Here is a 22524-nt window from a genome sequence, read left to right on the forward strand (position 1 = left end):
ACCCGGGCGAGGGCCGGCTGCCGACCGTCACCCGGAACAGCCTGCGCGGATGGCGGCTCTGACGGAGCCGTTCGGGTCGGCTCGGCCGGGCGAGCGTTTGACGATCACCGCGGAGGGGACTGCTGTCGGTTCGCCGACGGCCGGAGGAGCCCCTGTGCCCGAACTTCCCACTGATCCCCCGACGTCCCCGGCTCCCCCGACTCCCCCGCCCCCGCCGTCCCGGACGCCGTCCGGCCCGGAGGACGGGCAGTACGGAACGGACCTCTTCGCCCCGGACGGGACGGGCGAGGGCGAGCGCATCGACTACGGCGCCCTGGCCTACGACGCGGTGAGCCGCGCCCGGCTGACCGCGTTGGGCGTCGGTCCGGGCTGGCGCTGCCTCGACGTGGGCGCCGGCACCGGGACGATCAGCCGCTGGCTGGCCGAGGAGGCCGGGGTGGACGAGGTGCTGGCGCTCGACCGCGACCCGCGTTTCGTGAACGCCCGCCCGACCGGCCGGCTCCGCACGACGGCCGCCGACCTCACCGACCCGTCGCTGGCGCCCGGCCGCTTCGACCTGGTCCACTGCCGGTTCGTCCTGATGCACCTCCCGCAGCACGCCGAGGTGCTGGCCCGGCTTGCCGACTGGGTGGCGCCGGGCGGCTGGCTGGTGGTCGGCGACGCCGTCGACCTGACCACGGCCGACTCGCCGGAGCCCGTCTACCGGCGGGCCATGGCGGCCATGTGGCAGGTCCTGCGCGAACGGATCGGCACGGACACCGGCTGGGTGGCGCGCTACCCGCACCTCCTGCGGGGCTTGGGGCTGCGGGAGGTCGGCGCGGAGTTGCACGTGCCGCCGCTGACCCCCGACGCGCCCGTCACCGCGTTCTGGCGCTCCACCTGGCTCAGCATGCGCGAAGCCCTGGAGGCCGCCGTCGCGCCGGACGGCGGACCCGCCCTGGCGCCGGGCGGACTCGACCGGGCCCTGGAGTACCTGTCCTCACCCGAGCTGGCCGAGCTCTCCCCCGGCATGGTCACCGCCTGGGGCCGCCGCCCGGCCTGACCTCGGCACCGGGGAGGGCGACCCGGTCAGCCCTCGCGGTGCAGGTCGCAGGGCTGCTGGATCGCGGACGGCGCGTCACTGCTGACGATGGCGACCTTCGGGACGGCCCCGCTCTGCGCGGGGGCGTCCTCGGCGGTGCAGACCAGCTGCTGGATGGCGGCGGCGGACAGCGAGGCCGCGGGCCAGGACAGCCGCAGCGTGATGGAGCCGGGCACGGCGCTCGCCTGGACCCGGCCGCCCGCCGGCAGCTCGCTGTACAGCCCGGAGTGCGCCTCGGACCGGTCGGGCCCGGCCACCAGGGTGTCCAGGGTCTGCTGCAGGCCCTGGCGTTGGGCGCCCGGCCGGATGGTCAGCCGGATGCCGTGCTGGTCGAGGAAGTACAGCCGGGTGCCGGGCTTGACGCCGGTGGCGGGCCGCCCGCTCTTCACCGGGTCGGTGGTCGCGATCGAGCAGCCGGAGGCCGTCAGCAGCACCACGGCCGCGGCGACGGGGAGCAGGCGGCCTCGGAGGGACACCGCGGCGCCGGCCGCCTCCGCGCCCACCCGTGCTCCTCCGGCGACGTCTCCTCTGGTCACTTCTCCTCCGTGAGGATGCCGCGCGGCAGGACGAGGGTGAACACCGCGCCGCCGCGCGGGGAGTTGGCGGCCTCGATGAACCCGCCGTGCAGCCGGGCGTTCTCCTGGGCGATGGCGAGGCCGAGCCCGCTGCCCTCGGAGCGCCGTCGTGCCTTGTCGGCCTTGTAGAACCGGTCGAACAGGTAGGGCAGTTCGGCGGTCGGAATGCCCGGTCCGCGGTCGGTGACGGTCAGCAGCAGGTCGCCGTCCGCGGCCTCCCGCAGGGTCAGCCGGACGGGCGGGCGCCCGTGGCGCAGCGCGTTGCCGACCAGGTTGGCGACGATCACGTCGAAGCGGCGCGGGTCGAGCCGTGCGGGCAGGGCCGCGGGCAGGTCGAGGTCGACCCGGTCGCTCCAGCCGCGCAGGTCGAGGGTCTCGCGGACGGCGACGGCGGCGTCGATGGTCTCGGTGCGCAGCGGGGCGGCGCCGGCGTCGAGGCGGGAGATCTCGATGAGGTCGTTGACGAGGCGGGTGAGCCGGGTGGTCTCGGTGCTGATCATGCGCAGGGCGGTGGCGGTGTCCGGGGGGAGGTGTTCGGCGTCCTCGTCGAGGATGTCGGTGACGGCGAGCATGGCGGCGAGGGGGGTGCGCAGTTCGTGGGAGACGTCGGCGGCGAACTGCCGGCCCTGCGATTCGACGGCGCGCAGTTCCTCGATGGTGCCCTGGAGGGTGCGGGCGGTGTGGTTGAAGGTCTTCGAGAGCTGGGCGAGTTCGTCGTGCCCGGTGACGGTGAGGCGGGTGTCGAGCTTGCCCTGGGCGAGGGCGTGGGCGGCGCCGCCCAGGGCCCGCACCGGCCGCAGGACCTGGCGGGCGGCGAGCAGGGCGAGCCCGGCGGCGAGGACCGCGGCGATCGCCCCGGCCCCGGCGGCGCCGGCCAGCAGGGCGTCGGCGGCGCTCTGCTCGCGGTCGAGCGGGAGGACGGCGTACACGGTGAGCCCCGAGGGGGCGCCGGGCGCGGCGGCGGCGGTGACCGGGACGCCGGCGGCGAGCCAGGGGTGGCCGTCGGCGCTGAAGCGCTGGAACGCGGCGTGGCCGGCGCGGACGGTGGCCTGCAGGGCGGACGGCACGGCGACGGGCTGGCTCCACTGGGAGCGCTCGGTGCCGTAGGCGGCCATGACGCGCCAGTCGCGGAACCCGCCGGTGCCGGACAACTCGCTCGCCAGGAGGTCGAGTTCACCCTGGGTCGGCGGGAACGGCAGGGCCGGGGCGAGCACGTCGATGCGCCGGCGCAGCTCGTCCAGGGTGGTGTCCTGGGTGAGGTCGAGGGTGGAGTTGGTGGCGGCCCGGTAGGTGAGCGCGGCGGTGGCCAGTGCGCTCAGCGCGGCGACGGCGACGAAGGCGACCAGCAGCCGCGGCCGCAGGCCGGCCGCGGCGCGGCGCAGCCGGACCGTGCGCGGGAGGCGCCGCGGGGGCAGGGGTTCCGTGGTCACAGCGCTCCGCACCGGTCGTCGGAGCCGCGCCCGGCCGGGCGGACGTCCCCCCGCCGGCGCGGGCCCGGTGCCCGCGCCGCGCGTGCGGAGTCGTCGTCCTCGATCAGCTGTACCCGTGCCATGGCAGCCAGTATCCCGCCCCCACCTGCGCAGATGCGCCCGGGGCACGGTTGCGGGCCCGGGTCGGGGCGGAGCGGGCGCGCGTGCGGGCGGGAGCCCGCCCGCTGGTCGCGAAACGCTCACACGGCGCTCACCGGTCCGCCACCCGACGGCCGGCGGTGGCGCGGACACGGACCACCCGCACGACTCCCGCCGGACGGCGGCGCGACGCCCGCGAGGGCCCGCTTCAAGGCGTCCGGGCGTCCGTGGTGAGCGCCGTCAGCAGGGGCGCCAGGAAGCGCTGTTCGAGCCGGCCCGGCGGCAGCCGTTCGGGTTCGACGTAGCTCTGGGCGAGGCCGCCCTCGCGGATCGCGATCAGCAGGCGGGCGACGTCGTCGGGGTCGGCGGTGAGGGTGCGGCCGGCCCGGGCGAGGTGGTCGGTGAGGGCGCGGGCCAGTTCGGCGCGCAGCCGGGCGTCGTGCCGGGCGAGCACCCAGGCGGCCTGCGGGTCGCGGATGGCGTGCAGGGTGAACTCGGTGGTGACCAGGTACCAGTCGCGTTCGGCGGGCTCGACCTCGCAGAGGACGTCGACCAGGGCCTGCACGGTGAGGTCCTCGGTGGCGATCGAGTCGACCAGGTCGGTCATCCGGCGGACGATCCGGTCGCTGTGCGCGTCGAAGAGCGCGAGGAACAGCTCCTCCTTGCTGCTGAAGTTGGAGTAGAAGGCGCCCCGGGTGTAGCCGGCCCGCTCGCAGATCTGCTCGATGGTGGCGGCGCGGAAGCCGTGCTCGGCGAAGGTCTCCAGGGCGGCCTGGAGCAGGGCCGCGCGGGTGCGCGGGCGTCGTTTGGTCTCACCCTTGGGCATCGTGGCGTCCCGGTTCGGTCGGAGTGCCGCCGGCCGTGAGAACGGTCGATCGGATCCATTGGCGTATCGGATACATCATTGTATCTTCTGGCCATGAGCACCCCACCGCCTTCCGGCGCGGGCACCGCGCTGCCCGCCGCGCTCGCCTCCGCCGTCGGTCCGCTGCCCGCCGGTGTCACCCTGCCGCTGCCGCCGAGCTTCGACTCACCGGCCGCCGAACGCCGGTACCGCAAGGAACAACTCGCGGCCGGATTCCGGCTGTTCGGCCGGTTCGGGTTCTCCGAGGGGGTGGCCGGGCACATCACCGTGCGCGACCCCGAGCACCCCGACCGCTTCTGGGTGAACCCCTTCGGGATGCCCTTCGGCAGGATCAAGGCCTCGGACCTGGTCCTGGTCGACCACGAGGGCACCCTGCTGCACGGCAGTCGGCCGGTGAACCGGGCCGCGTTCGTGATCCACTCCCAGGTGCACGCCGCCCGCCCGGACGCGGTCGCCGCCGCCCACGCGCACTCGCTGCATGGCAAGGCCTTCTCCAGCCTGGGCATCGCGCTCGACCCGCTCACCCAGGACGCCTGCGCCTTCTTCGAGGACCACGGGCTGTACAGCGACTACCGCGGCGTGGTCAACGAGGTCGACGAGGGGAAGCGGATCGCGGCGGCGCTCGGCACGTACAAGGCGGTGATCCTGCAGAACCACGGGCTGCTGACCGTCGGCGGGTCGGTCGCCGAGGCGGTGTGGTGGTTCGTCACGATGGAGCGCTCCTGCCAGGCCCAGCTGCTCGCGATGGCGGCCGGCACCCCGAAGCACATCGACCGGGAGACCGCGCTGATCACCCGCGGGCAGGTCGGCAGCGGGTTGGCCGGCTGGTTCCAGGCCCAGCCGCTGTTCGAGCAGATCGCCGCGAGCGATCCGGACCTGGTGGACTGACCTGGTGGACTGACCACTCGGTCGCACCGGCCCGCCCGCACACCCGCCCGCCTGCCCGCCCGCCCCTCTCTCCCGCCACGAAGGACGCCACGAGTGAACGAGGAACCCCGGATCGCGGTCTTCGGCGCGGGCAGCATCGGCTGCCACCTCGGGGGCATGCTGGCCGGCCCGGCGCAGGTCACGCTGATCGGCCGGCCCGCGGCGATGGCGGCCGTCGAGCGGGACGGGCTGACGCTCACCGGGCCCGGCCCCGCCCGGCGGGCGGTGCGGGGCCTGCGCGTCGCCACCGACGCGGCCGCCGCCGCGACGGCGGACTACGTGCTGGTCACCGTCAAGTCCGCCGACACCCGGGCGGCCGGCCGCGAGCTGGCCGGGCGGCTGGCACCCGGCGCGGTCGTGATCAGCTTCCAGAACGGCCTGCACAACCCCGAGGAGCTGCGCAACGAGCTGCCGGGCCGGCGGGTGCTCGCCGGCATGGTCCCCTACAACGTGCTGCGCACCGGCCCGGCCGCCGTCCACCAGGGCAGTGGCGGTGCGCTCATGGTCGAGGAGGATCCGGTCGCCCGCCCGTTCGCCGCGGCGGCCCGGGCCGGAGGGCTCCGGCTGGAGCTCCGCCCGGACATGCCCGGGGTGCAGGCCGCGAAGCTGCTGATGAACCTGAACAACGCGGTGAACGCCCTCTCCGGCCTTCCGCTGCGCGAGCAGCTCGGCGCCCGGGCCTACCGCGCCTGCCTCGCCCGGTGCCAGCGGGAGGCGCTCGCCGTCTTACGTGCGGCGGGCATCGCGCCCGCCCGCCTCGGCCCGGTGCCGCCGCACTGGATGCCGCCTGTCCTCGGGCTGCCCGACGCGCTGTTCCGCCGGGTGGCCGCCGCCAGTCTGCGGATCGACGCCCGCGCCCGCTCCTCGATGTGGGAGGACCTGGAGCGCGGCCGGCCGACCGAGATCGACTCGCTCCAGGGCGAGGTGATCGCCCTCGCCGCCCGGCACGGGCTGCCCGTACCGGCCAACACCCGGCTGGCTGCGCTGGTCCGCGAGGCCGAGCGGGCGGCCCCGGGCACCGCCCGCCGCTGGTCGGGCCCGGAACTCCTGGCGGCCCTCGACTCCCCCTGAGCCGGCAGCGCCGCCACCCGCCCGCGCGGACGCCACGGCAGGCCGGCCGGCGCCGGGCTCAGACCGCGACGCCGTACCGGGACGGGGTGACCGCCCGCGCGGGGCCGTCCTCCGTCGGCGCCGGGCGTACGGCCTCCGGGGTGAGGCCGGTGCCCGCCCAGGCCTGCCACTCCCGCGGGGTGACCCCGTAAGCGGCCCGGAACGCCCGGCTGAAGTGACTGGCGCTCACGAAGCCCCAGCGGCCCGCGACCGCGGCCACGGTCGGCCGGCCCGAGGTGGGCCGGGCGAGGTCCCGGCGGCACATGTCCAGCCGCTGGCGCTGGATCCAGCGTGCGACCGTCACCCCCTCGAAGCGGAACAGCTTGTGCAGGTGGCGCACCGAGACGAAGTGGGCGGCGGCGATCCGCTCCGGGGACAGCTCCGGATCCCCCAGGTGGCGCAGGATGTGGTCCTTCACCCGGGCCAGCGTGGCCAGCGCCGCATCGGGCGCCTCCGGGGCGAACCGGCCGCGGCGCTCGTCCGCGAGCGCCGCGAGCAGGTCGAGCGCGGTGACGGCGAGCCAGGAGGCCAGCTTCGGTTCCATGGTGTCGGCCGAGCGGGACAGGCACTCCAGGTACGCGGCGACCAGCCGCGGAGTGGCCTCGCGGGTGTCGAAGGCCGTCGCGGTGAGCACCCGCAGGTCCTCCTCCGAGACGCCCACCGCCGAGCGCGGCCAGTGGAAGGCCGTGAAGGCGAACGGATCCGGCAGCTCCTTGGTGAACGGGCGCCCGGCGTCGGAGATCGCGAAGGTGCCCGGCCGCAGCTCCACCCGGTGGCCGTCCTGGACCAGCCGGGCGGTGCCGCGGTGCTGCAGCGCGAGGGTGAGGTGGTCCTCGCCGCCGCGGGCGATCAGCCCGGCGCTGCGCTCGGCCCGCTGCGGGCCGGCCTGCACCCGGGAGACCTGGAGGGAGCCGAGGCGGTGGCTGGTGATCGTCGCGGGGGCCGGCTCCGGTTCGAGCAGGGTCACGTCCAGCGGCATGAAGGTGCGGGCGACGGCCGCGTGCCAGTACTCGGCGCGGTCGGCGGACGGCACCCGGGCGGTGTCGAGAACGACGGACATCGGTACTCCTCCGTACTGCTCGGGCCCCGGAGCCGGTCATGAGCGCGGGGCACGGGAACGGTCACCGGGGACGGGCCGGCGGGAACGGCCGGCGGAAGCAGCGGGAACGGGCCGGCGGGAACGGCCGGCGGAAACAGCGGGAACGGGCAAGTGGGAACGGGTCACCAGGCGCGGTCGTGCAGGGCGACGTGCACGGTGTCGACGGCCTGGACCAGCGCGGCGCGGGCGGTGCCGGTGGGGCGGCTCGCGCCGAGCAGCAGGAAGCCGTGCACGGCCCCCTGGTAGCGCATCGCCACCACCGGCACCCCGGCCGCCCGGAGCCTGGCCGCGTACGCCTCGCCCTCGTCCCGCAGCACGTCGGCCTCGGCGGTGACCACCAGCGCCGGCGGCAGTCCGGCGAGCCGCTCCAGGGAGGCGCGCAGCGGCGCGGCGGTGGCCTCCGCCCGGCGCCGAAGGTCGGGCAGGTAGTCGTCCCAGAACCGGCGCATGTGGTCGCGGTGCAGGAAGTACCCCGTGGCGAACCGGTGGTAGGACGGCGTGTCGAAGTCGGCGTCGGTCACCGGGCACAGCAGCACCTGGTGGAGCAGCGGCACACCGCCGCGCTCCCGGGCCACCAGGGTCAGCGCCGCCACCAGGTTGGCCCCCGCGGAGTCGCCGACGGCGGCCATCCGCCGCCCCTCCAGTCCGATCTCGTGGCCGTGCGCGTGGATCCACCGGGCCGCCGCGTAACACTGCTCGACGGCGACCGGGTAGCGGGCCTCGGGCGCCCGGGCGTAGTCCACGTAGACCACGGCGGCGTCGGTGCCCAGCGCGAACTCCCGGATCAGCCGGGCGTAGCAGGCGGCGTCGCCGAGCGACCAGCCGAGGCCGGGCAGGAACAGCACCACCGGGCTGGGCTCGACGGCGCCGACGGGTCTGGTCACCTGGACGTGCACCCGACCGGTCGGTCCGCAGGGCAGGGCGAGCCATTCGCTGGTGGTGCCGTAGGGGTCGTCGTCGTCCGGGTCCGCGCCGCGCGTGTCGTCCGGCGGGCCGGCCGGCCCGCCGGAAGGGGTGCCGGAAGGCCCGGCGGACAGGCCGTCGGGGCACCGGCCGGGGCGCCCGTCGGGCGGCGCATCGGCCGGCGCATCGGGCGGCGTGAGGAAGGAGAGGTCCGGCAGTTCCGTCGCGGACCGGCCGGCTCCGGCGTCCAGGAACTCCTGGAGCGCCCGGTCGAGGACCGGTCGCCGGTCGGGCTGGGGGGTGGGGTCGGACAACTCTTCGCTCCTGGCTTCGGTCGACGGGCACGCGGTTCCGTGTGTGCCCCGGCCGTGGTGGCCTGTTCGTGCCCTTCGGCGGGCGGGTCGGCGGCTCGTCAGCCGGCGTCGTCGTGCCGCAGGGCGCGCCACTCGCGCGGCGAGACGCCGTACGCGGCCCGGAAGGTCCGGCTGAAGTGCGCCGGGTTGACGAAGCCCCACCGCTGGGCGACCACCGACACGGTGGGGACGGCGCGGCCGCGCCGGGCGAGTTCGCGGGCGCAGGCGTCCAGGCGGAGCTGCTGGACGAGGCGGCTCACCGTCACGCCCTCGCCCTCGAAGAGCCGGTGCAGGTAGCGCACCGAGATGTGGTGGGCCTGCGCGATCCGTTCGGGGGTGAGGCCCGGGTCGCCCAGGTGCCGGTCGATGTGGGCCCGGATCCGGTCCACCAGGTGGGCGTTGGGGCCGACCGGCTCGTCCGCCGTGCGGGCCGACGCCAGCTGGGCGATGAGCGCGCTGAACAGGTCGGCGACGCTGCCGGCCAGCCGGTCCCCGACCGGCGTGGGGTAGCTGGGCGCGGAGGAGGCGAGGACGCCGAGCACGGAGAGCAGCACCGGTCCGCACCCCTCGGCCGGCCCGACGGCCGTGGCCGAGGCGTGCCGCAGCTCGCTCTCCGGCACCCCCAGCAGGCGGCGCGGCACGTGGAACAGGTGGGTGCGGAACCGCTCCGGGTAGTCCACGGCGTACGGCCGCGCCGTGTCGTACAGGACCAGCCCGCCCGGCGGCACCTCGGCGCGCCGCCCGTCCTGCTCCAGCACGGCCCGGCCGGAGACCTGGACGCCGACCCCGACCTGCGGCTCGCTCCGCGGCACCCGGGCGATCAGCGCGGCCGTACGGGTGAGCCGGGCGGCGTCCGCCTCCAGGGTGGAGATCCGCACGTACCCGAGCCGGTGCGACTCCAGCAGCCCGTCGAACGGGCGACCGGTGTGCGGGCGCACCTCCAGGGGCACCAGCGTCCGCGACACCGCCCCGCTCCAGAAAGCCGCCTTCTCACCGTCCGCGACCGCCGCCGTCGTCACCCGCACGCCCGTCTCACCGTCCTTCCGCCGCCGGACCTCCCGCACGGTCCCAGCCTGGGGGGTCCGCGCGACGGGCCGGTAGGTCATCTGACTGTCGTGTTCGGACGGCGGACGGCGGGGCCCGGTGGAGGCGGGCGGCACGGGGCGCCCGGCCGGGTGTTCCGGCAGGTCGGGAGGGTGCTGCGGCGGGTGGGCTGACGGGTGCGCCGGAGGGGGCGCAGGGTGGACTGCCGAGTCGGCGCGTGGGGGTCAGTCGCCGTCGAGGGCGTGGGCGAGGGCCGCCCTCGTGGTGATGCCGAGCTTCGGGAAGATCTTGTACAAGTGGGCCCCGACGGTGCGCGGCGACAACTGCAGCCGGCGCCCGATCTCCTTGTTGGTCAGACCGGTCGCGGCCAGCCGGGCGATCCGCAGTTCCTGGCCGGTCAGCTCGGCGGCACCCTCGGCCGGTGCGTCCGGCGCCTGGGCCACCGAGTCGCCCGCGGCCCGCAGCTCCTCCTCGCACCACGCCGCCCAGGGGTCGGCCTGGAGGCGGCGGAACACGTGGCGGGCCGCGCGCAGCGCCTCCCGGGCGCCGGGCCGGTGGCGCCGGCGCAGCCAGGACCCGTGCGCCAGCCGCAGGCGGGCGAGGTCGAAGGCCCACTGCTCGGCGCCCGGCACCGCGTAGGCGGCGCGGTAGGCGGCGTCGGCCTCGTCGTCCTCGGCGGCCAGCGCGGTGGCGGCCGCGTACAGGAAGGCGTGGCGGTCGGAGATCTCCGCCGAGCGGGCGGCGGCTCCGGCCGCCAGATGGGCGCGGGCCTCCTCGCGCCGGCCGGTGTGCACGGCGGCCGTCACCAGGTCGAGGACCAGCGCGTGGTGCCAGGGCGGGCCGCCGATCACGCGGCCGGGCGGGGTGAGCTCGCAGAAGTGGGCGTACGCCTCCTCGTAGCGGCGGTGGGCGAGCGCGGCCAGGCCGCGCAGGTGGGTCAGCCGGTCGAGGACGTACCGCATCCGGGCGCGAGTGGCGACCGGTCGGATGGTCCGCTCGACCTCCCGGAGCCCGGCCTCGTCCCCGCGCCCGGCCAGGAAGTGGGCGTGGTACTGGCGGAACATCAGGGCGTTGGTGTGGTAGCCGAGCTCGTCCGCGATCTCGGCTTCGCGCAGGCAGACGGCCGCGCGGTCCCAGTGCCCGAGCAGGTAGTCCTGGTGGCACTTGGCCTTGGCCACCGAGCCCTGGGTGGCGTAGCCGTGCAGTCCGGTGAAGCGCTGCCACAGGTCGCCCACCGGGCAGTCCAGCGCCGAGGCGGTCCACAGCAGCAGCCAGGCGGCGCCGGCCTCCTGTTCCTGCGTCATGCCCTCGGCCACCGTCCGCAGCGCGGCGGCCGCGTCCGGGCCCGGGTCGGTCCAGGCCCGCAGGCAGAGCCGGCCCGCCTCCGAGACGTTCTCCCGGTGCCGTTCCAGGGCGCGCCAGGCCCACGGGTCGTCGGTGTAGGTGGCGGCCAGCAGGAGCTTGAAGTAGGCCTGCTCGACCAGCCCGCCGAAGGTGTCGGCGCCCGGCGCGGTCAGGGTGTCGAGGGCCGCGGGCAGCAGCGCGGCCGAGGACTCGAAGTCGACGTGGTGGCTCTGGTCGGCGTAGACCACCGCGTACGAGAACAGCGGGGCGATGTCCGGCGGGACGGTACTGCTCTTCAGTTCCTCCACCAGCGCGGCGGTGTGGCGCAGCTGGCCGCCGCGGGCGGACATGACGGCGGCCCAGGTGAGCCGGCGGACGCGGTCGCAGGAGCCGGGGCTGAGCGCGGCGGCGCGTTCGAGCAGCAGGGCGCCCTCGGCGTCGCCGCCGCGGTCGGCGAGGTCGCGGCCGGCCTCCTGGAGGCGGTGCGCGAGGTCCGCGTCGGGGAGCAGGGCGGCGGACGCCTCGTGGACCAGCCGCCGGGGGTCGTCCGGCGCCAGGGCTTCGGACAGCGCGCGGTGCGCCTCCCGGCGTTCGGTGTCGGAGGCGGCGGAGACGACGGCGGTGCGGACCAGGGGGTGACGGAACACCAGCTGCCCGGCCGGGTCGAGCCGGGCCAGGCCGTCCGCCTCGATCCGCTCCAGGATCTCCCGGGCGTTGTCGTCGGCGAGGGCGCGCAGCCACTCGCCGCTGCCGGACTCGGAGCCGGCGGCCAGCGCGCCGAGCAGGAGCAGCCGGCCGACCTCGGGCGTCACGGCCTCCAGCCGCTCGGCGAACATCCGCTCCAGCTTGCGCCCCAGCGGCAGCCGCTCGGGCAGCGGGGCGGCTCCCCGCTGCTGGGCGGCCGCCAGCTGGCGCGGCAGCTCGACCAGGGCGAGCGGGTTGCCGGCCGCCTCGGTCAGCACGCGCTCCCGGGCGGGCGGGGCGAGTTCGGGGTGGTTGGTGCCCAGCAGCAGCGCGGCGTCCGCCCGGGGCAGCGCCTGGAGGTCGACGGCCTCGGCCGACCAGGTCTGGGCGGCGGTCCCGTCCGGGCGGGTGGCGCCGACGATGACCACCGGGAGGTCGGCGCAGCGCCGGTGCAGGAAGGCGAAGACGGTCGCGCTCGACGAGTCGAACCAGTGCAGGTCGTCCAGGAGCAGCAGGACGGGTGCGGTCCGCGCCGCCTCCTCCAGCAGCACCAGGGCGGCGGCGCCGACGGCGAAGCCGCTCGGCGTGCCGGAGCGGACGCCGAGCGCGCTCTCCAGGGCCTCCCGCTGGTGGGCGGACAGGGCGCCGGAACGCTGGAGCGGGGACCAGAAGGCCTGGTGGAGGGCGCCGAACGCGAGGTCCGTCTCGGCCTCCGCGCCGACGGCGCGCAGCACGGTGAAGCCGCGCTCGCGCGCCGCGTGCTCGACCCAGGCCAGCAGCGTGCTCTTGCCGACGCCGGCCTCGCCGCGCAGCAGCACCGTGGAACCGCTCCCGCCGTCCACGGCCTGGACCAGCGCGGCGGTCAGCAGCTCCGTCTCGCGCTGCCGTCCGACCAGGCTCGGAAGCCGCCTGTCCTGCGCCACTCCTCATCCCCCTCGGGTCTGGTCCGCCCGTTCCCCGGGCACCCCAGGTTACCGCCCGCCGGAGGGCCCGGCTGCCAGGTGTCCCGCCGGGAAGGGGGCTCTGGTCTGCGGTGATGCCCGTACGGTATCGGTCGGCCGGGGTGAAGCCCGCGAGCCGGCGCCGGTGTTCCCCGCGGGGGGCGCCGGCGCCGGCGGCGGGGGCCGCCGGGCGGTCCCGGACGGGATCGGGACGGATCGGGACGGGGTCGGAACGGGATCGGGTCGCGTCGGGACGGGGTCGGGGCGGGGTCCGGGCGGACGGCTCAGGTGGTCGGGGCGAGGGTGTCGTCGAAGGTGGCGGCCGCGAGTCCGAAGGACAGCGTCATGCCGATGCCCGAGGTGACCGAGAGGGCGCGGACGCCGGGAGCCAGGTCGCGCACCAGCAGGGGGCGGCGGGAGCTGCTGGCGTAGACGCCCTGCCAGCGTTCGAGGATCCGCAGCCGCTCGACGCCCAGGACCTCCGCGACCGCGCCGGTCAGCAGCTCGTGGGTGCGCTCGTCGACGAACGGCGGCGTGGTGGCGTCGTAGTGGTGCGAGTCGCCGACCAGCACCGTGCCGTCCGGGAGCCGGGTGAACATCACGTTGGCGCCGATCTCCAGCAGGTCGGCGCTGTGCCCCAGGACCTCCTCGCGCAGCCGGGCGGCCGACGGGCGGGCGGTGAAGGCGTCGTAGCGGAGCATCGAGGTGGCGGTCAGCACCGCGGAGTCGGTGCGGAAGCCGGCCGGGGCTTCGGCCCGGGCCATGGTGAGCCGGCAGCGCTGGATCCCGTGGTCCTCGGCGATGTCCGGGAACAGGTAGTCCAGGTCGTGGCCGACGCAGATCAGGATCCGGTCGCCGTGCACCGGGCCGCGCGTGGTGTGGACCGTCCCGGACTCGACGCCGGTGACGGCGGTGCCCCACAGGACGCGGCCGCGCGGCTGCCCGGCCACCCAGCGGGCCAGGCCGGGCGCCGCCTCGCGCGGGTTCACCCGCAGGTCGGCGGGCAGCAGCGCGCCGCCCACCAGGTCGTCGGCCGTGCCGTCGGCCCGGCCGAGCAGGTCGGCGGTCTGCGCGGCGGTGCGCAGCTCGACGGCGTCGCCGCCGCGCTCGGCGCGCAGCTCCTCCAGGACGGCCGCCTCGGTCGCGGACCGGGCCACCACCAGGGTGCCGGCCTCGGCGGCCCAGATGCCGGCGGCCTCGGCGGCGCGCAGCCAGCCGGGGCGGGACCGCTGGGCGAGGGCGAGCAGTTGGCCGTCCTGGGCGCTGATGCAGCAGTGTCCGAAGTTGCGGATCGAGGCGCCGACGGGCTGCCGGTCGCGCTCGACGACGGTGACGGAGAGCCCACGGCTCAGCGCCTCGAAGGCGTGGGCCAGGCCGATGATGCCGGCGCCGACGATCACCACGTCGCTGCGGCCGGGGTCGCCGGCGGGCGTACGGGGGGTGGCGGAGGCGGTGGTGGGTGCGGTGCTGCTGCTCATGACACCGGATTCGATCACTGTCGACCTCGCCGGTCAAGACGTGTCTATACAAGTTACCGTTCGTTCATCTCCCCGACGGCCACCGGACGGTGCCGGTTGTCCTGGGAAAAGACCAGGTGGACCGGCTTGAGAAGTCCCATCCGCGGGTGCCATAGTCAACTTGTGAAGACAAGTGAGGACCTCCCCCTCCACCAGCGGCTCGGCGCCGAGTTCCGCCGGCGCATCGAGACCGGCGAATGGCCCGAGGGTGAGCCGGTGCCCAGCGAGTCCCAGCTCTGCGCCGAGTTCGGCACCTCCCGCGGGCCGGTCCGCCAGGCCCTGGCCATACTGCGCAACGAGGGCAGCCTGTCCGGCGGCCGCGGCAAACCGCCCGTCGCCCGCCGCGCGGCCCCCTCCCAGCCGTTCGGCACCTTCCTGTCCTTCACCCAGTGGGCCCGCACCATCGGCCGCGAGCCCGGGCAGACGACCATCGAGGTGGCCCGCCGCCGGGCGACCCCGGAGGTGGCCGCCCGGCTCGGCCTCGACGAGGGCGAAGCGGTCGTCGAACTGCTCCGGCTGCGGCTGCTGGACGGCGTTCCGGCCATGCTGGAGCGCTCCACCTTCGTCCACGAGGTCGGGCGCTTCCTGTTCGACTTCGACCCGGACACCGGGTCCGTCTACCAGGAACTGCTGCGCCGGGAGGTCGACCTGCACCACGCCCGGCACACCATCGACGCCGTCGCCGCCGGGCCGCAGGACGCCGAGCTGCTCCGGGTCGCCGCCGGGGCGCCGCTGCTGCGCGTGCGCCGGCTCACCACGTCGAGCCGGGGCGTGCCCCTGGAGGACGCCGACGACCGCTACCTGCCGGCCATGGCCACCTTCACCATCGAGAACACCATCGAAGGCCGTACCGTCATCGGCCGCTACCGCACCGAAGAGGACTGACACCGTGATCGAGCTCGCCGCCCTGGACATGGCCGGTACCACCGTCGACGAGGCCGGTGCCGTCTACCGCGCGCTGCGCACCGCCGTCGAGCGGACCGGCGTCACCGTCGCCGAGGCCGACCTGCAGACCTGGATGGGCACCGACAAGCGCGAGGCCATCGCCGCCCTGGTCCGCCTCGGCGGCGGCACCCCGACCCCGGAGCTGGTCGAGGAGAGCTACGCGGCGTTCGCCGCGTACCTGCGCGAGGCCTACCGGACCACTCCCCCGCAGGCCATCGCGGGCGTCGAGGCCGCCCTGGCCGAGCTGCGCCGGCGCGGCATCAAGGTGGCGCTGACCACCGGCTTCAGCGACGACGTGGCCTATCCGCTGCTGGAGTCGCTGGGCTGGTCGGTCGGCGAGGGCGGCAACCTGGACGCGGTCGTCACCTCGGACGAGGTGCCGCGCGGGCGCCCGGCGCCGCACATGATCCACCGGGCGATGGAGAAGACCGGGGTCATCGACACCCGCCGGGTGCTGGTCGCCGGTGACACCGTCGTCGACGCCGAGGCCGGCGCCAACGCCGGGGCCGGGGTCGTCGTCAGCGTGCTGACCGGCGAGCTCTCCCGCGCCGACTTCGAGGGCCACCCGCACACCTACGTGCTGGACAGCGTCGCCGACATCCCGGCGCTCGCCGAGGCCAGGCCCGCGGCCTGAGCCGTACCGACGACGCGAGCCGCCGGGGTGACATCGCACCCCGGCGGCTCGCGTCGTCCGCGTCGTCCGGCGCCCTCGGCGGTCCGCCCCGGCCGCCCGCTACTGCGGGGTCACGTAGGCGCCGGAGATGCCGCCGTCCACCAGGAAGGTGTTGGCCGTCATGAAGGAGGAGTCGTCGGAGGCCAGGAAGGCCACCGCCGCGGCGATCTCCTCCGGCTCGGCGAAGCGGCCGAGCGGGATGTGGACCAGGCGGCGGGCGGCCCGCTCCGGGTCCTTGGCGAACAGCTCCTGCAGCAGCGGGGTGTTCACCGGGCCGGGGCACAGGGCGTTGACCCGGATGCCCTCGCGGGCGAACTGCACGCCCAGCTCGCGGGACATCGCCAGCACCCCGCCCTTGGAGGCGCTGTAGGAGATCTGCGAGGTGGCCGCGCCCATCACCGCGACGAAGGAGGCGGTGTTGATGATCGAGCCCTTGCCCTGGCGCTGCATGTGCGGGATGGCGTACTTGCAGCACAGGTAGACGCTGGTCAGGTTGACCTCCTGGACCCGCTTCCAGGCGTCCAGGCCGGTGGTCAGGATGGAGTCGTCGTCCGGCGGGGAGATGCCCGCGTTGTTGAAGGTGATGTCGAGCCGGCCGTACTCGTCGACGGCGCGCTGGAAGAGGTCGCGCACCGCCGCCTCGTCGGTGACGTCGGCCTGGATGAACAGGCCGTCGACCTCGTTGGCGGCCTTGGCTCCGGTCTCGGCGTCGAGGTCGACGCAGACCACCTTCGCCCCCTCGGCGGCGAACCGGCGGGCTGTCGCCAGGCCGATGCCGCTGCCCGCGCCGGTGATGACGGCCACCCGGCCGTCGAGTCGCTGGGTCATGCTGATCACTCCTCCGTGGAGATGAAGACGTTCTTGGTCTGGGTGAAGGCGTCCAGGGCGTCCGGGCCGAGCTCGCGGCCGAGCCCGGACTGCTTGAAGCCGCCGAAGGGCGTGGTGTAGCGCACCGAGGAGTGCGAGTTGACGGAGAGGTTGCCGGCCTCGACCCCGCGGGAGACCCGCAGGGCCCGCCCGAGGTCCCTGGTCCAGATGGAGCCGGAGAGGCCGTACTCGGTCGCGTTGGCGATCCGCAGGGCGTCCTCCTCGTCGCGGAACGGGACGACCGCGACGACCGGGCCGAAGACCTCCTCGGTGAAGGCGCGGTCGTCGTGCGCCACCGGCGCGAGGACGGTCGGCGGGTACCAGAAGCCGGGCCCCTCGGGCGCGCTGCCGCGGAAGGCGACGGCCGCGCCGTCCGGCACGTACGAGGCGACCCGGGCCCGGTGGGCGGCCGAGATCAGCGGACCCATCTCGGTCTTCTCGTCGTTCGGGTCGCCGACCCGCACCCCGCGGACGGCGGGCTCCAGCAGCGCCAGGAAGTCCTCGAATACGGAGGCCTCGACCAGGATCCGGGAGCGGGCGCAGCAGTCCTGGCCGGCGTTGTCGAAGACGGCGTACGGCGCGGTGGCGGCGGCCTTGGCGAGGTCGGCGTCGGCGAACACGATGTTGGCGCTCTTGCCGCCGAGTTCGAGGGTGACGGGCTTCACCTGCGCGGCGCAGCCCGCCATGATCTCCTTGCCGACCCGGGTCGAGCCGGTGAACACCACCTTGCGCACGTCGGGGTGGGTGACGAAGCGCTGCCCGACCACCGGGCCGCGGCCGGGCAGGATCTGCAGCACGCCCTCCGGGATCCCGGCCTGCAGGGCGAGTTCGCCCAGGCGCAGCGCGGTGAGCGGGGTGAGCTCGGCGGGCTTGACGATCACGGTGTTGCCGGCGGCCAGCGCCGGGGCCAGCGCCCAGGCGGCGATCGGCATCGGGAAGTTCCAGGGGACGATCACCCCGACCACGCCGATCGGTTCCTGGAAGGTCACGTCGATGCCGCCGGCCACGGGGATCTGCCGGCCGAACAGCCGCTCGGGGGCGGCGGCGTAGTACTCGATGACGTCGCGGGCGTTGCCGGCCTCCCAGCGGGCGTTGCCGAGGGTGTGGCCGGCGTTGGCGACCTCCAGGGCGGCGAGGTGCTCGCGGTCGGCGTCGACGGCGGCGGCGAAGGCGCGCAGCAGCCGGGCCCGGTCCGCGGGCGCCACCCGGCGCCAGCTGTCGAAGGCGGTGCGGGCGCGGGCGACGGCGGCGTCGGTCTCGGCGAGGCCGGCCAGTTCGACGGTGGTGATCACCTCCTCGGTGGCGGGGTTGACGACCTCGAAGAGGTCCGGTTCGGTCATGGGCGGTTCTCCCGGGGCTGGCGGTGGTCAGGGCGGTGGACGAGGGGTCGGGGCGGTGGACGGGCCGGTCAGGGCGTGGCGGAGGCGATCAGGGGGTGGCGGAGGCGATCAGGGCGTGGAACAGGCGCAGGTCGTCGTGGTCGGTCTCGGGGTGCCACTGGACGCCCAGCGCGAAGCGGTGGCCGTCCAGTTCGAGGGCCTCGACGGTGCCGTCGGCGCTGTGGGCGGTGGCCCGCAGCCCGGCGCCGAGCCGGTCCACGGCCTGGTGGTGGTAGCAGGAGACCTCGGTGTCCGGTCCGAGCAGGCCGGCCAGCCGGCTGCCGTCCACCAGCTCGATCCGCTGCCGGACGAAGCGGGCCGGGACGACCTGGTGGCTGCCGTCGGGCAGGTGCTGGACGAGGGTGCCGCCGAGTTCGACGTTGAGCAGCTGCATGCCGCGGCAGATGCCGAGCACCGGGAGGTCCCGGGTCAGGGCGCAGTGCAGCAGCATGCTCTCCCAGTCGTCCCGGGCCCGGTTGGGCGGACCGGTGCGCGGGTCGGGGGCCGCCGCGTAGCGCGCCGGGTCGATGTCCGATCCGCCGGCCAGGACGAGTCCGTCCAGGGCGTCGAGCAGGTGCTCGGCCCCGCCGGGCTGCGGGGGCAGCAGCACCGGGGTGCCGCCCGCGCCGACCACGGCGTCGACGTAGGTCTGCGGCACCAGGGAGGCCCGCTGCCTCCAGACGGACCAGGCGGCCTCGTCCTGGTAGCTGGTGATGCCGATCAGCGGTCGGCGGCGGTCGTCGCGGATCACAGCCGCTCGAATCCGCGGCGCCGCTCCCAGTCGGTCACCGCGCGTTCGTAGGCCGCGAGTTCGGTGCGTCCGGCGTGGGTGTAGTGCCGCACCACGTCCTTGCCGAAGGCCTCGGTGGCGACGGCGCTGCGCTCGAAGGCGTCGACCGCGTCGCGCAGGGTGGCGGGCACCCGGGGAGCGTCGGAGGCGTAGGCGTTGCCGGTGAACTCCGGTTCGAGCTCCAGCTGCTGCTCGACGCCGTGCAGTCCGGCCGCGATCAGCGCGGCCACCGCGAGGTACGGGTTGACGTCGCCGCCGGGGACGCGGTTCTCGAAGCGCAGCGACGGGCCGTGGCCGACCACCCGCAGGGCGCAGGTGCGGTTGTCGCGGCCCCAGGCGATGGCGGTGGGCGCGAAGCTGCCGGGCACGTACCGCTTGTAGGAGTTGACGGTGGGGGCGAGCAGCAGGGCGAAGTCGGCCAGGCAGGCGAGCTGTCCGGCGAGGAAGTGCTCCATGGTGCGGGAGAAGCCGTGCGGACGGTCCCCGGCGAACACCGGCGCGCCCTGCTCGTCGCGCAGGCTGAGGTGGATGTGGCAGGAGTTGCCCTCGCGCTCGTCGTACTTCGCCATGAAGGTGAGGCTGCAGCCCTCCTGGGCGGCGATCTCCTTGGCGCCGGTCTTGTAGACGGTATGGTCGTCGCAGGTGGTGAGGGCGTCGGCGTACTTGAAGGCGATCTCGTGCTGGCCGAGGTTGCACTCGCCCTTGGCGGACTCGACGGTGAGCCCGGCGCCGGCCATGCCGTTGCGGATCCGGCGCAGCAGCGGCTCGATCCGGCCGGTGCCGAGGACGGAGTAGTCCACGTTGTACTGGTTGGCGGGGGTCAGCTTGGCGTAGTCCTTGTCCCACGCTTGTTCGTAGCTGTCCCGGAAGACGATGAACTCCAGCTCGGTGGCGGCCTTGGCGTGCCAGCCGTAGCCGGCCAGCCGGTCCAGCTGGCGCCGCAGGACCTGCCGTGGCGAGACGCTGACCGGGGTGCCGTCGTGGTGGACGACGTCGCACTGGACCATGGCGGTGGCGGGGTGCCAGGGCACCGACCGCAGGGTGGCGAGGTCGGGGCGCAGCACGAGGTCGCCGTAGCCGTTCTCCCAGGACGAGACCTCGTACCCGTCGACGGTGTTCATGTCGACGTCGACGGCCAGCAGGTAGCCGCAGCCCTCGGCGGCGCCGGGCACCACGTCGGAGAGGAAGTAGTCGGCGGCGAGGCGCTTGCCCTGCAGGCGGCCCTGCATGTCCGTCATGGCGAGCACGACGGTGTCGACGGACCCGTCGGCGACGCGGGCGCGCAGCTCGTCGAGGGTGAGCCGGGGGCTGGTCATCGGATCTCCAGTTCGGTGTCGCGGGCGTCGGGTGCGGTCGGCGGGCCCTGGACGTGCGGCCCGGTGAACCAGTGCCGGGCGGAGGCCAGCCACCACACGCCGGCGAAGCCGACCACCACGGCCACCGCGACGGGGGTGTAGTTGAAGTTCTCGGCGGTGATCGGGTTGGTGGTGGGCAGCATGAACAGGACGGTGATCAGCGCCGTCCAGGCGACCGCGAGGATGCCGATCGGCCGACTCCAGCGCCCGAGGTGCCAGGGGCCGCGGTCGAAGTCCCCGCCCTGGCGCAGCCGCAGGTACACCGGGATGACGTAGGAGATGTACAGGCCGATGACGGAGATGGAGGTCACGGCGGTGTAGGCGGTGTTGTTCCAGAGCGCGGGCAGGCCGAGCAGCAGCGCGCCGCCGGTCGCCAGCCAGACCGCGTTGGTCGGGGTCTGGGTGCGGGGGTCGATCCGGTGCCACAGGCGGGAGCCGGGCAGCGCGCCGTCCCGGGAGAAGGCGTAGATCATGCGGGAGTTGGCGGTGACGGACGCCATGCCGCAGAAGAACTGGGCGCCGATGACGATCAGCAGCAGGACCTGGGCGCCGCCGGAGCCGATCGCGTCGATGAAGATCTGCGCGGGCGGGACCTCGGTGTCGCTGTTGAGCGCGCCGTCGTAGTCGCGGATCGCGAAGGTGATGCCGAGCAGGAGTATCCAGCCCGCGGCGAGCGAGACGGTGATGGCGTTGACGATGCCGCGGGGGCCGGAGCGGGCGGCGTCGTGGGTCTCCTCGGTCATGTGCGCGGAGGCGTCGTAGCCGGTGAGGGTGTACTGGGCCATCAGCAGGCCGAGCATCGCGACGTAGAACTGGTTCTGGAAGCCCGTGCCGTTGACGAACTCGGTGAGCACGAAGGAGGCCGAGGCGTGCTGGTCGGGCAGCACGGCGAGCGCGCCGACGATGATCGCGACACCCACCAGGTGCCACCACACGGACACGCTGTTGAGGACGGCGACCAGGCGCACCCCCCGGGTGTTGAGCAGGCCGTGCACCAGCAGGATGACGGCGAAGATCTCGATGGTGTGCACCGGGCTCGCCTCGACGCCGAAGCGCAGCGTCAGGAAGGCGTTGGCGAAGAACGCGGCGCCGAAGTCGACGCCGGCGGTCACCGCGACCTGGCCGAGGAAGTTGAACCAGCCGGTGAACCAGCTCCACGCGGGCCCGCGGCTGCGGCTCAGCTTGGCCGCCCAGTAGTACAGGCCGCCGGCGGTCGGGTAGGCGGAACAGATCTCGGCCATGGCGAGGCCGACGAAGAGGGTGAACAGGCCGACCACCGGCCAGCCCCAGATGATCAGGGCCGGGCCGCCGGTCTTCATGCCCGTCCCGTAGAGGGTCAGGCAGCCGGAGAGGATCGAGACGATGGAGAAGGAGACGGCGAAGTTGGAGAAACCCGACATCGAACGGGCCAGTTCCTGGGTGTAGCCCAGTTCGCGGAGCCGTTGTTCGTCGGCGGAAACGGCGGCGGTGTTCTCCGGAAACACGACGGGGGAAGGCTGGTCGGGCGAGCGTGCGTCGGTCATGGGCACCCCTGGGGGTTGAGGGTGTGCCGGAGCGGACACGGCCACGACGGCGTGGCGCGCTCTCCCCGGCGGGTTCGACGGTCGGACGGCTCTTCAATGGTCTGGAATCAGGCCATTGGGTGGGTGAGCAGCATCGTTCCGGCTGGGCCGGGGCCGCGTCAAGAGCAGTGGGGGAACGCGACGCAACGAGTCGCCGCTCCCGCTCGTAGGTACGATTCCGGCGTGGACCTGGACGAAGCACGAGAACGCGCGCGGCTCGACTGGCGGGCCGGCGCGATCTTCCGCCCGGTCCGGACCGGCAACGCCTTCGAGGAGACCGTCGAGCGGCTGCTCCAGGCGATCAAGCTCGGCGTCTTCGGCCACGGCGACCGCCTCCCCGCCGAACGCGAACTCGCCTCCCGGCTCGGCATCAGCCGCGAGACCCTGCGCGAGGCGCTGCGCACCCTCCAGCAGGCAGGCTGCGTCGAACCCCGCCGCGGCCGCTACGGCGGCACCTTCGTCACCTACCGGATGCCCGCCCCCGACGTCGCCGACCTGCGCCGGGCCGCCCGCGACCTCGGCGGCGCGCTGGAGGACGCCCTGACGTACCGACAGGTGCTGGAGGTCGGGGCCGCCGAGGCCGCCGCCCGCCGCGAGCTCACCGCCGACCAGCGCGCCCACCTGGAGAGCCGGCTCGCCGAGCTGGAGGACGCCCCCTCGGAGCAGTACCGGCAGCTGGACTCCCGCTTCCACCTCGCCATCGGCGAACTCACCGGCTCCCCCACCCTGGCCGCGGCCATCGCGGAGGCCCGGATGCGGCTCAACGACCTGCTCAACGCCATCCCCATGCTCGACCGCAACATCGAGCACGCCGCCGAGCAGCACCGGGCGATGACCCGGGCTATCCTCACCGGCGACGGCGACGCCGCCCGGCGCGCCACCGAGGAGCACCTCGCCGCGACGGCCGCCCTGCTCCGCGCCTTCCTGGCCTGAGGCCGCGGC

General features: G+C 75.0%; 20 protein-coding genes. 6 read left to right on the forward strand and 14 right to left on the reverse strand.

Features of this window, described 5'->3' with window-relative positions:
- Nucleotides 1-154: 154 nt before the first annotated feature.
- Complete coding sequence (locus tag ACZ6Y7_RS11555) at nt 155-1042, forward strand: class I SAM-dependent methyltransferase (RefSeq protein WP_465757680.1); 888 nt, start codon at nt 155-157, stop codon at nt 1040-1042.
- Between the two features lie 26 nt (nt 1043-1068).
- Here ACZ6Y7_RS11555 and ACZ6Y7_RS11560 read toward each other — a convergent pair whose 3' ends face one another.
- The 4 genes from ACZ6Y7_RS11560 to ACZ6Y7_RS11575 all read right to left on the reverse strand — a co-directional run bounded on the left by ACZ6Y7_RS11560 (nt 1069) and on the right by ACZ6Y7_RS11575 (nt 4050).
- Nucleotides 1069-1617 (reverse strand): GerMN domain-containing protein, encoded by a 549-nt coding sequence (locus ACZ6Y7_RS11560; protein WP_465757681.1) that lies wholly within the window; start codon nt 1615-1617, stop codon nt 1069-1071.
- Nucleotides 1614-3086 (reverse strand): sensor histidine kinase, encoded by a 1473-nt coding sequence (locus ACZ6Y7_RS11565; protein WP_465757682.1) that lies wholly within the window; start codon nt 3084-3086, stop codon nt 1614-1616. The genes ACZ6Y7_RS11560 and ACZ6Y7_RS11565 overlap by 4 nt, the downstream gene beginning before the upstream one ends.
- Nucleotides 3083-3208: a hypothetical protein gene (locus ACZ6Y7_RS11570; RefSeq protein ID WP_465757683.1), complete on the reverse strand. Its 126-nt coding sequence runs from the start codon at nt 3206-3208 to the stop codon at nt 3083-3085. The genes ACZ6Y7_RS11565 and ACZ6Y7_RS11570 overlap by 4 nt, the downstream gene beginning before the upstream one ends.
- A gap of 224 nt (nt 3209-3432) precedes the next feature.
- On the reverse strand, nt 3433-4050 hold the full coding sequence (locus ACZ6Y7_RS11575; protein ID WP_465757684.1) for a TetR/AcrR family transcriptional regulator: 618 nt from the start codon (nt 4048-4050) through the stop codon (nt 3433-3435).
- Nucleotides 4051-4143: 93 nt separating this feature from the next.
- Between ACZ6Y7_RS11575 and ACZ6Y7_RS11580 the strand changes: the two genes are divergently transcribed.
- Both ACZ6Y7_RS11580 and ACZ6Y7_RS11585 read left to right on the forward strand, forming a co-directional pair.
- The gene (locus tag ACZ6Y7_RS11580; protein ID WP_465757685.1) at nt 4144-4977 is read left to right on the forward strand and encodes a class II aldolase/adducin family protein; all 834 of its coding nucleotides are present in this window, start codon (nt 4144-4146) and stop codon (nt 4975-4977) included.
- Nucleotides 4978-5070: 93 nt separating this feature from the next.
- On the forward strand, nt 5071-6087 hold the full coding sequence (locus ACZ6Y7_RS11585; RefSeq protein ID WP_465757686.1) for a 2-dehydropantoate 2-reductase: 1017 nt from the start codon (nt 5071-5073) through the stop codon (nt 6085-6087).
- A gap of 58 nt (nt 6088-6145) precedes the next feature.
- Here ACZ6Y7_RS11585 and ACZ6Y7_RS11590 read toward each other — a convergent pair whose 3' ends face one another.
- The 5 genes from ACZ6Y7_RS11590 to ACZ6Y7_RS11610 all read right to left on the reverse strand — a co-directional run bounded on the left by ACZ6Y7_RS11590 (nt 6146) and on the right by ACZ6Y7_RS11610 (nt 13972).
- Nucleotides 6146-7186 carry an AraC-like ligand-binding domain-containing protein gene (locus ACZ6Y7_RS11590; protein ID WP_465757687.1) on the reverse strand — a complete coding sequence of 347 codons (1041 nt, stop codon included), beginning with the start codon at nt 7184-7186 and terminating at the stop codon, nt 6146-6148.
- A gap of 161 nt (nt 7187-7347) precedes the next feature.
- Entirely contained in the window at nt 7348-8442 is a 1095-nt protein-coding gene (locus ACZ6Y7_RS11595; protein ID WP_465757688.1) for an alpha/beta hydrolase, read from the reverse strand.
- A 98-nt stretch (nt 8443-8540) separates the two neighbouring features.
- Nucleotides 8541-9506, reverse strand: coding sequence for an AraC-like ligand-binding domain-containing protein (locus ACZ6Y7_RS11600; RefSeq protein WP_465757689.1), 966 nt, complete (start codon nt 9504-9506; stop codon nt 8541-8543).
- A gap of 243 nt (nt 9507-9749) precedes the next feature.
- Nucleotides 9750-12476 (reverse strand): BREX system ATP-binding domain-containing protein, encoded by a 2727-nt coding sequence (locus ACZ6Y7_RS11605; RefSeq protein WP_465757690.1) that lies wholly within the window; start codon nt 12474-12476, stop codon nt 9750-9752.
- 302 nt (nt 12477-12778) lie between these two features.
- Nucleotides 12779-13972 carry a TIGR03364 family FAD-dependent oxidoreductase gene (locus tag ACZ6Y7_RS11610; protein WP_465757691.1) on the reverse strand — a complete coding sequence of 398 codons (1194 nt, stop codon included), beginning with the start codon at nt 13970-13972 and terminating at the stop codon, nt 12779-12781.
- A 162-nt stretch (nt 13973-14134) separates the two neighbouring features.
- On the opposite strand from ACZ6Y7_RS11610, the gene ACZ6Y7_RS11615 reads away from it, so the two are divergent.
- Nucleotides 14135-14896, forward strand: coding sequence for a GntR family transcriptional regulator (locus ACZ6Y7_RS11615; RefSeq protein ID WP_465757692.1), 762 nt, complete (start codon nt 14135-14137; stop codon nt 14894-14896).
- 4 nt (nt 14897-14900) lie between these two features.
- Nucleotides 14901-15590 carry a phosphonatase-like hydrolase gene (locus tag ACZ6Y7_RS11620; RefSeq protein ID WP_465757693.1) on the forward strand — a complete coding sequence of 230 codons (690 nt, stop codon included), beginning with the start codon at nt 14901-14903 and terminating at the stop codon, nt 15588-15590.
- A 99-nt stretch (nt 15591-15689) separates the two neighbouring features.
- Here the strand turns inward: ACZ6Y7_RS11620 and ACZ6Y7_RS11625 are convergent, their stop codons facing one another.
- The 5 genes from ACZ6Y7_RS11625 to ACZ6Y7_RS11645 all read right to left on the reverse strand — a co-directional run bounded on the left by ACZ6Y7_RS11625 (nt 15690) and on the right by ACZ6Y7_RS11645 (nt 21543).
- Nucleotides 15690-16457, reverse strand: coding sequence for a 3-oxoacyl-ACP reductase (locus ACZ6Y7_RS11625; protein ID WP_465757694.1), 768 nt, complete (start codon nt 16455-16457; stop codon nt 15690-15692).
- Between the two features lie 5 nt (nt 16458-16462).
- Nucleotides 16463-17836 carry an aldehyde dehydrogenase family protein gene (locus ACZ6Y7_RS11630; protein WP_465757695.1) on the reverse strand — a complete coding sequence of 458 codons (1374 nt, stop codon included), beginning with the start codon at nt 17834-17836 and terminating at the stop codon, nt 16463-16465.
- An 88-nt stretch (nt 17837-17924) separates the two neighbouring features.
- Complete coding sequence (locus ACZ6Y7_RS11635) at nt 17925-18626, reverse strand: gamma-glutamyl-gamma-aminobutyrate hydrolase family protein (RefSeq protein ID WP_465757696.1); 702 nt, start codon at nt 18624-18626, stop codon at nt 17925-17927.
- On the reverse strand, nt 18623-19981 hold the full coding sequence (locus ACZ6Y7_RS11640) for a glutamine synthetase family protein (RefSeq protein ID WP_465757697.1): 1359 nt from the start codon (nt 19979-19981) through the stop codon (nt 18623-18625). The genes ACZ6Y7_RS11635 and ACZ6Y7_RS11640 overlap by 4 nt, the downstream gene beginning before the upstream one ends.
- Nucleotides 19978-21543, reverse strand: coding sequence for an amino acid permease (locus ACZ6Y7_RS11645; protein WP_465757698.1), 1566 nt, complete (start codon nt 21541-21543; stop codon nt 19978-19980). Before ACZ6Y7_RS11645 ends, ACZ6Y7_RS11640 begins: the two co-directional genes overlap by 4 nt.
- Before the next feature lie 222 nt (nt 21544-21765).
- Between ACZ6Y7_RS11645 and ACZ6Y7_RS11650 the strand changes: the two genes are divergently transcribed.
- Nucleotides 21766-22515 carry a FadR/GntR family transcriptional regulator gene (locus tag ACZ6Y7_RS11650; RefSeq protein ID WP_465757699.1) on the forward strand — a complete coding sequence of 250 codons (750 nt, stop codon included), beginning with the start codon at nt 21766-21768 and terminating at the stop codon, nt 22513-22515.
- Nucleotides 22516-22524: the final 9 nt, after the last annotated feature.

The organism is Kitasatospora sp. NPDC053308 (genome assembly GCF_055585785.1).

What these genes read in the sequence shown, in the direction of transcription:
- ACZ6Y7_RS11570 (WP_465757683.1), bottom strand. Translation starts at nt 3,208, where the DNA reads ATGGCACGGGTACAGCTGATCGAGGACGACGACTCCGCACGCGCGGCG.
- ACZ6Y7_RS11575 (WP_465757684.1), bottom strand. Translation starts at nt 4,050, where the DNA reads ATGCCCAAGGGTGAGACCAAACGACGCCCGCGCACCCGCGCGGCCCTG.
- ACZ6Y7_RS11580 (WP_465757685.1), top strand. Translation starts at nt 4,144, where the DNA reads ATGAGCACCCCACCGCCTTCCGGCGCGGGCACCGCGCTGCCCGCCGCG.
- ACZ6Y7_RS11590 (WP_465757687.1), bottom strand. Translation starts at nt 7,186, where the DNA reads ATGTCCGTCGTTCTCGACACCGCCCGGGTGCCGTCCGCCGACCGCGCC.
- ACZ6Y7_RS11610 (WP_465757691.1), bottom strand. Translation starts at nt 13,972, where the DNA reads ATGAGCAGCAGCACCGCACCCACCACCGCCTCCGCCACCCCCCGTACG.
- ACZ6Y7_RS11625 (WP_465757694.1), bottom strand. Translation starts at nt 16,457, where the DNA reads ATGACCCAGCGACTCGACGGCCGGGTGGCCGTCATCACCGGCGCGGGC.
- ACZ6Y7_RS11630 (WP_465757695.1), bottom strand. Translation starts at nt 17,836, where the DNA reads ATGACCGAACCGGACCTCTTCGAGGTCGTCAACCCCGCCACCGAGGAG.
- ACZ6Y7_RS11640 (WP_465757697.1), bottom strand. Translation starts at nt 19,981, where the DNA reads ATGACCAGCCCCCGGCTCACCCTCGACGAGCTGCGCGCCCGCGTCGCC.
- ACZ6Y7_RS11645 (WP_465757698.1), bottom strand. Translation starts at nt 21,543, where the DNA reads ATGACCGACGCACGCTCGCCCGACCAGCCTTCCCCCGTCGTGTTTCCG.